This window comes from Gemmiger formicilis (genome assembly GCF_016901605.1).
Lineage (GTDB): Bacteria > Bacillota > Clostridia > Oscillospirales > Ruminococcaceae > Gemmiger > Gemmiger formicilis_B.
The window spans coordinates 1-12,261 of record NZ_JACJKP010000081.1; the positions used below are offsets into that span (position 1 = coordinate 1).

Sequence of the window (12,261 nt, forward strand, 5' to 3'; positions counted from 1 at the left end):
GTGGCGGGCAGATCGTCGGAATGCAGTACCGGCAGCCGCCCCGCCGCGCCCATGGAGGAACGCAGCGTTTTGGGCGAGAAAGGCGCCGCACAGCCCGGTCCCAGCACCACGGCGTCAAAGCCGAATGCCGCGGCACTGCGCAGCAGTGTGCCCACATTGCCGGGGTCCTGCACCCCTTCCAGCGCCAGTATGCGCCGGGCGGAATTCAGCAGCGCCGGGTCGGGACAGGGTGTTTCAAACAGCACAAACACCCCCTGGCTGGACTTGGTGCCGGCCAGTTTTTCCGCCACATGGGGCACTACCGGAACCGGCGCCAAAGCGGCCAGTTCCGGGGTCTTTTGCAGCGCCGCCGCCGTGGCATACGCCGCCCGGGGCCTACAGCTTTTGGCCAGTTCCAGGCAAAGCTTGGGCCCCTCGGCAAAGAAAAGCCCGTCTGCTGTGCGCTGCTTTTCAGAGTCGCGCACCGCGCAGGCATATTTGATCCTGGCATTGTCACGGCTGGTGATCTCCGCGCAGTCCTGTACCATTGTAGCGTCCTCCCCCGGCAAAATCAACTGAAATTGTGTGAACGAAACCTTGCCTGTATTGCTTTTGTCCATGACCCTATAAACGCAAAAGGACTCACGCGTGTGCGTGAGCCTTTTGTAAGTTCTATTACAGGGCCTTCTTGGCGGTCTCAACCAGCGCGTTGAAGCTGGCGGCATCGTGAATGGCCATCTCGGACAGCATCTTGCGGTTCAGCTCGATGCCAGCCTTCTTCAGGCCGTTCATGAAGGTGGAGTAGTTCATACCCTGGGCACGCACAGCGTTGTTGATGCGGGTGATCCACAGGTTACGGAACTGACGCTTCTTCAGCTTGCGGCCAACGAAAGCATAGTTGCCGGATTTCATAACGGCCTGTTTGGCCATGCGGAAGTGCTTGGACTTGGAGCCGTAGTAGCCTTTCGCCAGTTTGAGAGTCTTGGCACGACGCTTGTGCGTCATGGTAGCGCCTTTAATACGAGCCATGTTTCTATCTCCTTTATACTCTGGTAGTTATCTGACCTTCTGTTTCCCGTGCGGAAATCAGCCGCCGTAGGGCATCATCTTGCGGACGGTAGCCTCGTTGGTCTTGTCGACGTACTTGGGCATACGCAGGCCGCGGGTGAGCTTGGTGGTCTTCTTGGTCAGGATATGACGGCGCTTGGACGCATTGCGCTTGATCTTGCCGGAAGCGGTCATCTTGAAGCGCTTCTTGGCGCCGGACAGGGTCTTGAGCTTCATTTTAGCCATTGTTGTTTCCTCCTGAAGAGTTCGTTTTTACTTGTTGGGTGCGGGGGACATGAACATCATCATGCTGCGGCCCTCCAGTTTGGGCTGCTTGTCGATGACGGCCTTGCCCGCCAACGCCTCGGCAAAGCGTTTATGGACGTCCAGACCCAGGCTGGTGTGCGCCATTTCACGGCCACGGAACCGGATGCTGACTTTGAGCTTGTGACCCTGCTGCAAAAATTTGGCGGCCTGGTTCACCTTGGTGTTGAAGTCGTTGGTGTCGATGTTCAGCGACAGGCGGATTTCCTTGATTTCAACCACTTTCTGGTTTTTCTTGGCTTCCTTTTCCTTCTTCTGCATCTCGAACCGGTATTTGCCGTAATCCAAAATCTTGCACACCGGCGGCTTGGCCTGCGGCGCGACCTTGACCAGGTCGAGGTCTTTGTCGATAGCCATGCGCAGTGCGTCGCGCGGGCTCATAATGCCCATCTGCGCGCCGTCCGCCCCGATCAGGCGAATTTCTTTGTCGCGGATCTGCTCATTGATTTCCAGTTCCTTGGAATTGCTGTTGCTGGCGATTGGAACACACCTCCCACAAGTGTATAAGAATGATAAAAGCGGCTGCCAAAAAAGCAGCCGCCGAACATACGAAAGCGCGCACCTGAAGTGCGTTTCTCTGGTATGACCCGGGATTTTGCATCCGCAAGGTGAGCCGACGGCATACTGCCGGTTGCTGCTTTTTTTACAGGCAATAGTTTAGCACAGCCGCAAACCCTTGTCAAGGGATTTTGGAAAATCCCGCTAAAATTGTGAAATTCATATAGCCAACCGGGGCGGAATATGCTATTATAGTAAGCTGAAGACTTGTAGTGTGTACAAAAATACAGCCAAGAGGAGTCTTTTGCATGAGCGAAAACAAGAAACTGCGCGTTGCGCTGTTTTTCGGCGGGGTATCCAGCGAGCACGAGATCAGCTGCGTTTCGGCGTCGGCCTGGCTTCGTGCGCTGCGGGAAGACCCCTGCGCCGGACGATATGAAGTATTTCCCATCGGCATCACCAAAGCCGGCCGGTGGCTGGCCTGCAGCCCCACGCCGGAAGCCATGGCCGACGGCAGCTGGGAGCAGGGTGCCGACTGTGTGCCCTGTGTGCTGAGCCCCGACCGCGGCGACCACGGCGTGTGGCTGCTGCGGGATGGCAAGGCGGAACTGGTGTCCATTGACATCTGCGCACCGGTTCTTCACGGCAAAAACGGCGAGGACGGCACCATTCAGGGCCTGTTTGAACTGGCCCGTCTGCCTTACGTGGGCTGCGGCGTGCTGGGCAGCGCCGTCTGCATGGACAAAGCCGTTGCCAACACCCTGATGGACGCCGCCGGTGTGCCCCATTGCCGCTGGACCAGCGCCATCCGGGCCGAAGTGGAACAGGACCGCAACGCCGTTCTGGACCGCGCCGAACAGTTGCTGGGCTATCCTATCTTTGTAAAGCCCGCCAACGCCGGTTCCAGCGTGGGCATCTCGAAAGCCGCCGATCGGGCCGCTCTGGACAAAGCCATCGAGGTGGCGCTGCGAGAGGACGACAAGGTGGTCTTCGAAGAGTTTGTAGACGGGCAGGAAGTGGAGTGTGCTGCCATCGGCAACCCCGATGATCCCACCAGTGTGTCCACCACCCGCCCGGGCGAGATCCTGGCCGGTGCCGAGTTCTATACCTACGACGACAAGTACAAAAACGGTGTGTCCCAGACCGTCATTCCCGCCCATCTGAGCGAGGAGAAACTGGACGAAGTACGCGCTGAGGCCCGCAAGGCCTACCTGGCCCTGGGCTGCGCCGGACTGTCCCGCTGCGATTTCTTTGTGGAGCGGGGCACCGGCCGGGTGCTTTGCAACGAGCTGAACACCCTGCCCGGCTTTACGGCCATCAGCATGTACCCGAAGTTGATGGAGCACGAAGGACTGACTTTCTCGCAGCTGGTTGACCGGCTGCTGTGTCTGGCGGTGAACCGCCGGAAGGGGGCCTACTGATGGATACAAGACCCATCGGTGTATTTGACAGCGGCTTGGGCGGCCTGACCGCCGTGCGCCAGCTGCGCCGTGTTCTGCCCGGCGAGGACATCGTCTACTTCGGCGACACAGGACGCGTTCCCTACGGGTCCCGCGCCCACGACACCATTGTGCAGTACGCCCGGCAGGATATCCATTTTCTGCTGGAACGTGGCGTCAAGTTCATCATCGCCGCCTGCGGTACCGTGTCCTCCACCTTCCCGCCGGAGGAAGCCGCCCGGCTGCCGGTTCCTTACACCGGTGTGGTGGGCGCCGCCTCCCGCGCGGCAGTGGCCGCCACCCGCAACCGAAAAATCGGCATTATCGGCACCGCCGCCACCATCCGCAGCGGCTCCTACGCCAAGGTCATCCAGGACATGATGCCCGATGTGGAGATCACCGCCAAAGCCTGCCCGCTGTTTGTCCCCCTGGTGGAAAGCGGCTATGTGCAGGACGGCAACCCCGTGACCAAACTGGTCATTGCGGATTATCTGGAATCGGTGCGGGCCAGCGGCATCGACACACTGATCCTGGGCTGCACCCACTATCCCCTGCTGAAAAAGATGATCGGCGATTATGTGGGCGAGTCGGTCACGCTGATCGATTCCGGCAAGGTCACCGCCCAGGCTGCCGCCGAGGCCCTGGCCGACCTGGACCTGCTGAGCGGCCGTACCGAAGGCGGCACCGCCCGTTATTATGTCAGCGATACGCCCGACAATTTTGCCGAGCAGGAAATGCTGTTTCTGGGCGAGTACGCCGGCGGTCCCGTTGAGCGTATCGCCATCGAATCCTACTGAGGAATCAAAAAATCTATGGAAGAAAAGTATCTCATCACCATCAAGGGCACCATGGAGCAGGACGGCAAAAGCGACACCGTCGAACTGATGACCCGCGGCTCTCTTGTGCACAAGGACGGCGCTTATTATATTATATATAAGGAGACCGAAGCCACCGGCTACGAGGGCTGCACCACCACCGTGAAGGTGGCGGACGATGCCCGCAAGGTATCCATGCTGCGTTTCGGCAAGGTACCCAGCCAGCTGATCATTGAAAAAGGCACCCGCCATCTCTGCCATTATGAGACCGGCTACGGTGCCATCAGCCTGGGTGTTGCAGCCGACGTCATTGAACACGAACTGAGCGACCAGGGCGGCAAGCTGAACTTCAGCTATACGCTGGATTCCGGCGCCGAGAATTTCATCAGCCGTAACCTGGTGGCCATCACCGTCGATCCCCTGCCCGAACAATCCGAATAAATCCAACCCGGAGGTTTTACAATCATGGACTATCAGAACTACAACCCCCGCCTGGCGGCCCTGACCGAGGCGCGGACCCTGCTGACCAACGCCGCCAAGGCAGCCATGGCGGACGGCACCCTGCCCGAAGCCGACCTGCCGGACTTTATTGTGGAGATTCCCGCCGACGTGAAAAACGGCGACGTAGCCTCCAACCTGGCCATGACCGGTGCCCGCGCTTTCCGCAAGGCGCCCCGCCAGATTGCCGAAGCCATCACCGCCAAACTTAACCTGACCGACACCCTGTTCTCCCGCGTGGAAATCGCCGGGCCCGGATTCATCAACCTGTTCCTGGGCCAGGCCTGGTTCACCAGCGTACTGCGCGCCGCCTGCCAGAACCCCGAATACGGCCGCACCAACGCCGGTGCCGGCAAGCGCTACAACGTGGAGTTTGTTTCGGCCAACCCCACCGGCCCCATGCACATGGGCAATGCCCGCGGCGGCGCCCTGGGCGACTGCCTGTCCGCCTGCCTGGACTGGGCCGGTTATGACGTGACCCGTGAGTTCTACATCAACGACGCAGGCAACCAGATCGAAAAATTCGGCAAGAGCCTGGCCATCCGTTACATGCAGCTCTACAAAGGCGAGGAAGCCTGCCCGCTGCCCGCCGAATGCTACCAGGGTGCTGACATCATCCAGCGTGCCAAGGAGTTTGCCGAGGTCCACGGCGATGCCTATGTAAATGCCGACTTTGAGGAGCTGAAAAAGGCCATCGTAGCCGACGCCCTGCCCAAGAACATTGCCGGTCTGCAGCGCGACCTGGGCAAGTATCGCATCCAGTATGATGTTTGGTTCCACGAGAGCGACCTGCACAAGAGCGGTGCGGTCCAGGCTGTGGTGGACAAGCTGCTGGAGACCGGTGCCTGCTACAAGGCCGAGGACGGTGCCATCATGTACCGCAGCGCCCAGTATGCCGCCAAGTACGGTGTGGCCAACAAGCGCAAGACCGAGGACGGCAGCGAAGAGGAAGCCAAGGACGAAGTTCTGGTACGTGCCAACGGCATTCCCACCTATTTTGCCGCCGACATCGCTTACCACTACAACAAGCTGGCGGTACGCGGCTTTGACAAGTCCATCGACGTATGGGGTGCCGACCACCACGGCCACGTAGCCCGCATGAAGGGCGCCATGGACGCCATCGGCCTGAACGGCGAACAGCTGGATGTTGTGCTGATGCAGATGGTCAACCTGATGCGGGACGGCAAACCGGTCCGCATGAGCAAGCGCACCGGCAAGGCCATCACCCTGACCGACCTGCTGGATGAGGTGCCCATTGATTCCGCCCGTTTCTTCTTTAACCAGCGGGAAAGCACCTCCACCCTGGACTTTGACCTGGACCTGGCCGTGCGCAATGACAGCGAAAACCCGGTCTACTACGTCCAGTATGCACACGCCCGCATCTGCTCCCTGCTGAAAAAGATGGAAGAGCAGGGCGTTGTGTTCCAGGGTGCCGAAGGTGTGGACGCCGCCGCCCTGCAGGACCCCTCCGAGCAGGCACTGCTCCGCCTGCTGGCTGCCTTCCCCGCCGAGATCGTAGCCGCCGCGGACAAGTACGACCCGGCCCGCATTACCCGCTACTGCATTGACGTGGCCACTGCTTTCCACCGCTTCTACAACGCCTGCCGCATTCTGGATGCCGAGGGCACGGTACAGCAGAGCCGTATTGCCCTGTGCCTGGGCGTGCGCAGCGTGATCCACAACATCCTGACGATGTTCAAGATCAACGCACCGGAATCCATGTAACCTGTCTTTTGGGCCGTGGGGGCCGTTGCTCCCACGGTTTTTGCATGCAAAAAGCCGCTGTTCCTACGGGAACAGCGGCTTGTCTTATACGACCCCAACATATCTATTGTACCACTACGGAATAGACTTTTCAATCCGTAACATGTACAAATAAATCTTTTTAAGGTTGTGGATTCTGCGAATAGACGTTTTTCTAAGGCTGTGATATAGTATAGTCACAGAAAGAAAACAGCCGGAGATAAGGAGCTAGGAACTCCAAGAGAAGCCACTTTCCAAAGGAACCCACACAAAGACCGATCGTGAACAGATCGACATCTTAAAGCAGATTTTCTAAAGTTCTTAGAAAGCAAGGTTCCGAAAGATCTAAGTTGGAAAGATCAAACTTCTTTACCAAAGCTGGTTTGAAAAATCTCCTCTTCTGAAAGATCCTCTTACAAAGAACGATGGTTCTTCTAAGAGTAAGTAAGAAAACGGAAGGTTTTATCAAACAAAGGTTTTACCAAAGAATATGATCCGAAAACAAAATCTTATCGGTACTTTAAATTCAAAGAACAAAACAGAAACACTTTAAGGACTCCGATCCAGCAGCACGAGGGCAGTAAGGGGAACCGGAAAGATGATGTAAAGGCCGCCGGCGGAATTCGCAAGGAAGGAGGCTCAGATCCAATGGCAAACTTTAAAGATCCCATTCATCACCGGCGGGCCTGGGCCTGCTGACGCGAAAGAACCACATCAAAAGCCGCAGGTCGTAACCTGTAAAAGATTTATACCAAACGATGGTTGGTTCATAACAAAATGTGTTAGCAGACCCAGGGTCCCGTCAAACTAAGACCCCTTAGCATAGAATATAGATTAGGATGAAAGAAGGCTGGTAGATGATGAAAGCCACCACCCCGCCGAACAGGATATTCCTGAACTTCACCTGATCAACAAGGAGACACTCCAATGTACTAGAGTTAAGAGGATTTTTCCTCAGCATCAAACCCCTACCCCAGGAACGATCTAAGTAACCGCAAGTTTCTTACTCCGTTCCACAAATGCTCTTCAGCAAATAACGAACCAGAGGGTAAGTCCAATGTACTACGGTTAGCAAGATCCTGAAAGGGCAAGAAAATTCGCGAAAAGATAGGATGAGGTACTCATGACGATGAGTAAACAGTCCGAAAAATAACGAACAAGGGTTATGAGGCTATGACTCCGAAGAAGTAAGACCGCCGGGGATGTACAGAGATGTACGTCCCCGGCTTTTTGTTTTTCTTCCGCCTTCCCCTGCCCCGGTTTCCGGCAAGCAACGGAACAAAACACAGGCGCCCACCCGTATTGCACGGGCAGGCGCCTGTTCCGTTTTGATCTGCACGATATGGGGTTACAGCATGCAGCGCATGGTGCGCGTAGATTCCACAAAATCGTGCGCTTCATACAGTTCAATAGCGTTGCTGTTCTGAGAAAGGACATCCAGCTCCAGGTATTCCAACCGGCGGTCCCGCGCCCAGCGCTTGGCCGCCCCCAGCAGCGAACTGCCGATGCCCTGGCAGCGTTTTTCCCGCAGAACTACCAGATCGTTCAGGCTGGCATACCGGTGGGGCAACACACAGCTGAACTCCGCCGTCCAACCCGCATACAGTACCAGGGCAAGGCCAACAACCTCCCCCTCCTGCTCTGCCAACAGAAAATCCGCATCCATCGCCTCAATAAATCGCCGGATAGGTTCTTCCTCCCGCGGGGCAGCACAGAAAAATTCCGGCTGCAGGTCCACCAGTTCCTCGTCCAACACACGGTACAACCGTAAAATGGACGGAAGATCTGCAAGTGTGGCGGGACGGATGACAGTTTTCGGCATGGCAAAAAGCCCCCTCTCTGAAGGTACGTTCCAAAGAATAAAGAAAAGACAGCGCGCAGCAGCCAAGGCTGTTTTTCCTTGCAAAGGAAAGACGCCTTGCAACGCCGCAATCGCTGTCTTTTTTCCTGTGCGGCGTCACATACAACGCGCCCGGGTTTGACTTTTTCTTACTTGATCTCCTGGATCGTATAGGTAAAGCCATACTCTTCCTGCAGCTTTTTGACCGCAGGCTCACAGTCCTCAATGAAGGTCGGGGCGTAGACGCTCTGACCGTTGTGGGACTTCTTGTACTCTTCTACGATCTCGTTGAGCTTGATCCAGCCTTCATCCGCCTTGGCCTGATCCATCTCTTTGGGGAAATCGATGATAAATTCGCGATGTTTGGGAATACGTGCTTTCATGATTGTTCACTCCTGCATTTTTATGATAATATACATTTCGTATATTATTCGCTCATTATACAATATTGAAACACCGGCGGGCATTGTCTGCCGTGCGGTCCAGAACCGACTGGGCATCCATCTGCCAGATCGTACCGATGTAAACCGCCACATGGGCAATGTTACGGCTGTCGTTGCGGCGGCCGCGCACCGGTTCCGGCGCCATGTAGGGGCAGTCGGTTTCCAGAACGGCCCATTGCGGGTCAATGGCTGCCAGCACTTTGGCTGCCCGTTTGGCGTCCTTGTAGGTCACGGCACCGCCGAACCCCAGGTACATTCCCTGCCCGGTAAGCCAGGCCGCATCTTCCGCGCTGCCGCTGTAACAATGCAGCACACCGCGGGGTTTGTAGCGGCGCAGCAGCTCATACATTTCGGCATGGGCTTCCCGGTCGTGGACCGACACCGGCAGATCCAGTTCTGCGGCCAGCTGCAGCTGGGCTTCGAACAGGTCGTACTGTTCCTGGCGGGGCACCGGCCAATGGTGATCCAGACCGATCTCCCCTACTGCCACCACCGCTTTATCCTCAAACAGCGGGCGCAGTGCGTTCAGTTCAGCGCGCCAGTCGCCATGGTAGACCGCAACGGTCGCGGCATCCTCCTCAATCAAACTTTCGGGATGGATGCCCACCGCCGCATGAACAAAAGGAACCGTATGGGCCAGCTCCAACACGCGGGAAGCATCCCCCGAGTGTGTGGCACATTCCAGCACCCCCACCACGCCGCCTTCCGGCAGTGCAGCCATCAGTTGGGTGCGGTCCGCATCAAACTGGTGGGAGCTGTAATGGGCATGGGTATCAAAAATATTCTGCATGGTTTACTCCGTTTTGCGCCGCGGGGCGTGATTGACCAGGAAAATTCCCCCGCAGACCAGTACCAGCGCAGCCAGATAATTCCACTCAAACAGGGGTTCCCCGTTGAGCAGTGCAGACAGCAACACATTCATCACCGGGATGATCAGCCCGAAGACGCTGATACGCGACACCGGGTTATTTTTCATCAGCAAAGCCCACAGCACATACCCCGCCCCGGAAATAAACGCCAGGAAGAGGAGCACCGGAATCCCTGCTGCACTTTGGGGATGCAGACTGCCACCCATGGCATAGCCGGCCAGCGCCAGAGCCAGACCGCCCACGCCCAGATTCAGGCAGCAGACCGAAAAACTGTCCGCCTTGCGGGTGACCGACTTATTCCAGGGGCCTGCCACCGTAAAGATACAGGATGCTGTAAGCATACAGGCCATTCCAACCAGACTGCCGCTGCCATGGTTGCCCAGGGTAACCACCAGCACACCCCCAAAGCCCAGCGCGCATCCCACCGCTTTGCGCGGGGTCATGCGGTCTGCTTTGCCGTACAGGAAGTGCGCCAGAATCACACCGAGAAAACTCTGGGTGCTGTTCAGGATACCGCCCAGCGCGCCCGTAAGCAGCGCCACTGCCGAATAGTAGAAGAAATACTGTGCGGTGGTCTGCCACAGGCCCAGGGCGCAGCACTCAGCCAGAACGCGCCCCCGCGGCATCGGCAGCGGTTTACGTTCCAGCGCGGCGCCGCATATCCATACCAGCACCGCGCCCAGCATGAAGCGAACGCCTGCAAAACATAGAATAGAGGGGGTGTCGGCGGCATCAATGGCAAACAGCCGGTATCCCATTTTAATGAAGGGAAAAGCTGCGCCCCACAGCATATTACAGACGATGGCCATGGCCACGGCAACCGCCGGCACCGCAAAAAAGGCATCCAGCCTGGAAGTTTCTGTTTTCAAGAGTTCTTCCCTTTTCTCCCTCGGCTTAGTGGATACGGGCACCTGCGGGAACGTTATCGGGATAGAAGGCAATGGCACAGCCGCCGTCCACATCGGTATCAGCCGCCACGATCATGCCCTCGCTTACATACTTGCCCTTCATCATGGGACGCGGCGCCAGGTTGGCCACAATGCCCACCTTTTTGCCGATGAGATCTTCCGGCGCAAACCACTTGGCAATGCCGGAGAGGATGCAGCGCTCCCGCTCGCCGTCAAAGACGGTCAGGTGCAGCAGCTTCTTGCTCTCTTTCATCCGCTCGCAGGCACGAATCTCAGCCACACGCATTTCCACCTTGCAGAAGGTATCGAAGTCGATTTCCTCCTCGTGGTCGCCGATCAATTCGGCGCTGGCGGCAGCCGTTTCGGTCTTTTCCGGTTCTGCCGGAGCTTCGGCAGCCTGGGCAGCGGCTTTCCGGGCTGCTTCCAGCGCTTCCAGCTCAGCCAGTTCCTTGGCGGTATCAATGCGCGGGAAGATGTTCTGGCCTTTGTGCAGAGTGGCAGTCACAGGCAGGGTGCCAAAGGCAGCAGCGCTGTCCCAGGTCTTGCCGTCCTCGGCCACGTTCAGCTGTTCAAAGATCTTCTGGCAGGTGTCGGGCATAAACGGCTGCAGCAGAACGGTGCAGATGCGCAGGGTCTCGGCCAGATTGTAGAGGACGCGGGCCAGACGAGGCTTGCTCTCCTCACTCTTTGCCAGAACCCAGGGCGCGGTGGCGTCAATGTACTTGTTGGCCGCGTCGATGACTTCAAACACATCGGCCAGTGCATTCTGGAACGCGTAGGCTTCCATGTCGGTCTCATAGCGGGCACGCAGACCTTTGGCCTTTTCCAGCAGGGCGTCGTCCTCGGGGCCGGCAGCCTGGTTCTCCGGCAGGGTGCCGCCGAAGTACTTGTCCGCCATGGCCGTGGTACGGGAGAGCAGGTTGCCCAGGTCGTTGGCCAGGTCCATATTGATGCGATTGATCAGCAGCTCATTGGAGAAGTTGCCGTCCGAACCGAAGGGGAAGTCACGCAGCAGGAAGTACCGCAGGGCATCGGCGCTGTAACGCTCAGCCAACAGGTAGGGGTCCACCACGTTGCCCTTGGACTTGGACATTTTGCCGCCGTCCAGCAGCAGCCAGCCGTGGCCGTACACATGCTTGGGCAGAGGCATATCCATGCTCATGAGCATGGCAGGCCAGATAATAGAGTGGAAACGGACGATCTCCTTGCCGATAAAATGCACATCGGCAGGCCAGAAAGTCTGGTAATCACTGTCAGGGTAGCGATCATTCATGAAGCCCAGCGCCGTGGTGTAATTGAAGAGTGCGTCGATCCAGACGTAAACCACATGGTTGGGGTCAAAGTCTACCGGTACGCCCCACTTGAAGCTGGTACGGGAAACACACAGGTCATCCAGGCCCGGGTCAATAAAGTTATGCACCATCTCGTTCACGCGGGAACGGGGCAGCAGGAAGTCGGTGTTGACCAGCAGGTCACGCACACGGTCCGCATACTTGGACAGACGGAAGAAGTAGGCCTCTTCCTCGGCATCCACCACGGGACGGCCGCAGTCGGGGCAGCAGCCGTTGACCAGCTGGCTCTCGGTCCAGAAGCTCTCGCAGGGGGTGCAGTATTTGCCCTTGTAAGCGCCCTTGTAGATGTCGCCCTTGTTGTACATCTTTTTGAAGATCTTCTGGATGGCACCCACATGGTAATCATCGGTAGTGCGGATGAAGCGGTCGTAGCTGATGTTCATCAGTTTCCACAGATCCTTGACGCCCTTGGGGCCTTCCACGATGTTATCCACAAACTGCTGGGGGGTAACGCCGGCTTCCTTGGCCTTCAGTTCGATCTTCTGGCCGTGTTCGTCGGTGCCGGT

General features: G+C 57.5%; 13 protein-coding genes. 4 read left to right on the forward strand and 9 right to left on the reverse strand.

Annotated features, from left to right (window positions below; translation table 11 throughout):
• From H6B10_RS07905 to infC, 4 genes are all read right to left on the reverse strand, one after another.
• The coding region (locus H6B10_RS07905; RefSeq protein WP_204651093.1) for a TrmH family RNA methyltransferase at window positions 1-527 on the reverse strand (527 nt) is incomplete at its 3' end.
• Window positions 528-654: 127 nt separating this feature from the next.
• Window positions 655-1,008, reverse strand: a complete 354-nt coding sequence (gene rplT, locus H6B10_RS07910; RefSeq protein ID WP_007047801.1) for a 50S ribosomal protein L20 — start codon at window positions 1,006-1,008, stop codon at window positions 655-657.
• 57 nt (window positions 1,009-1,065) lie between these two features.
• Window positions 1,066-1,272 carry a 50S ribosomal protein L35 gene (gene rpmI, locus H6B10_RS07915; RefSeq protein ID WP_007047802.1) on the reverse strand — a complete coding sequence of 69 codons (207 nt, stop codon included), beginning with the start codon at window positions 1,270-1,272 and terminating at the stop codon, window positions 1,066-1,068.
• 27 nt (window positions 1,273-1,299) lie between these two features.
• Window positions 1,300-1,830, reverse strand: coding sequence for a translation initiation factor IF-3 (infC, locus tag H6B10_RS07920; protein WP_204651103.1), 531 nt, complete (start codon window positions 1,828-1,830; stop codon window positions 1,300-1,302).
• Window positions 1,831-2,156: 326 nt separating this feature from the next.
• On the opposite strand from infC, the gene H6B10_RS07925 reads away from it, so the two are divergent.
• The 4 genes from H6B10_RS07925 to argS are packed head-to-tail and all read left to right on the forward strand — an operon-like array spanning window position 2,157 to window position 6,325.
• Window positions 2,157-3,269, forward strand: coding sequence for a D-alanine--D-alanine ligase family protein (locus H6B10_RS07925; protein ID WP_204651094.1), 1,113 nt, complete (start codon window positions 2,157-2,159; stop codon window positions 3,267-3,269).
• Window positions 3,269-4,084 (forward strand): glutamate racemase, encoded by an 816-nt coding sequence (gene murI, locus H6B10_RS07930; protein WP_204651095.1) that lies wholly within the window; start codon window positions 3,269-3,271, stop codon window positions 4,082-4,084. Before H6B10_RS07925 ends, murI begins: the two co-directional genes overlap by 1 nt.
• 15 nt (window positions 4,085-4,099) lie before the next feature.
• Entirely contained in the window at window positions 4,100-4,543 is a 444-nt protein-coding gene (locus H6B10_RS07935; RefSeq protein ID WP_204651096.1) for a DUF1934 domain-containing protein, read from the forward strand.
• A 24-nt stretch (window positions 4,544-4,567) separates the two neighbouring features.
• Window positions 4,568-6,325 (forward strand): arginine--tRNA ligase, encoded by a 1,758-nt coding sequence (argS, locus tag H6B10_RS07940; RefSeq protein WP_204651097.1) that lies wholly within the window; start codon window positions 4,568-4,570, stop codon window positions 6,323-6,325.
• 1,366 nt (window positions 6,326-7,691) lie between these two features.
• Here argS and H6B10_RS07945 read toward each other — a convergent pair.
• The 5 genes from H6B10_RS07945 to metG all read right to left on the reverse strand — a co-directional run.
• Entirely contained in the window at window positions 7,692-8,165 is a 474-nt protein-coding gene (locus tag H6B10_RS07945) for a GNAT family N-acetyltransferase (RefSeq protein WP_204651098.1), read from the reverse strand.
• Between the two features lie 167 nt (window positions 8,166-8,332).
• Complete coding sequence (locus H6B10_RS07950) at window positions 8,333-8,566, reverse strand: methylenetetrahydrofolate dehydrogenase (RefSeq protein ID WP_204651099.1); 234 nt, start codon at window positions 8,564-8,566, stop codon at window positions 8,333-8,335.
• A gap of 55 nt (window positions 8,567-8,621) precedes the next feature.
• Entirely contained in the window at window positions 8,622-9,416 is a 795-nt protein-coding gene (locus H6B10_RS07955; protein WP_204651100.1) for a TatD family hydrolase, read from the reverse strand.
• 3 nt (window positions 9,417-9,419) lie between these two features.
• Window positions 9,420-10,364 (reverse strand): DMT family transporter, encoded by a 945-nt coding sequence (locus H6B10_RS07960; RefSeq protein WP_243427310.1) that lies wholly within the window; start codon window positions 10,362-10,364, stop codon window positions 9,420-9,422.
• 25 nt (window positions 10,365-10,389) lie between these two features.
• A partial coding sequence (metG, locus tag H6B10_RS07965; RefSeq protein WP_204651102.1) for a methionine--tRNA ligase occupies window positions 10,390-12,261 on the reverse strand: 1,872 nt, incomplete at its 5' end.

Bases quoted from the DNA above. Each gene is read 5' to 3' on its own strand.
- rplT (WP_007047801.1), bottom strand. From the start codon at position 1,008: ATGGCTCGTATTAAAGGCGCTACCATGACGCACAAGCGTCGTGCCAAG.
- rpmI (WP_007047802.1), bottom strand. From the start codon at position 1,272: ATGGCTAAAATGAAGCTCAAGACCCTGTCCGGCGCCAAGAAGCGCTTC.
- H6B10_RS07925 (WP_204651094.1), top strand. From the start codon at position 2,157: ATGAGCGAAAACAAGAAACTGCGCGTTGCGCTGTTTTTCGGCGGGGTA.
- murI (WP_204651095.1), top strand. From the start codon at position 3,269: ATGGATACAAGACCCATCGGTGTATTTGACAGCGGCTTGGGCGGCCTG.
- H6B10_RS07935 (WP_204651096.1), top strand. From the start codon at position 4,100: ATGGAAGAAAAGTATCTCATCACCATCAAGGGCACCATGGAGCAGGAC.
- argS (WP_204651097.1), top strand. From the start codon at position 4,568: ATGGACTATCAGAACTACAACCCCCGCCTGGCGGCCCTGACCGAGGCG.
- H6B10_RS07945 (WP_204651098.1), bottom strand. From the start codon at position 8,165: ATGCCGAAAACTGTCATCCGTCCCGCCACACTTGCAGATCTTCCGTCC.
- H6B10_RS07950 (WP_204651099.1), bottom strand. From the start codon at position 8,566: ATGAAAGCACGTATTCCCAAACATCGCGAATTTATCATCGATTTCCCC.
- H6B10_RS07955 (WP_204651100.1), bottom strand. From the start codon at position 9,416: ATGCAGAATATTTTTGATACCCATGCCCATTACAGCTCCCACCAGTTT.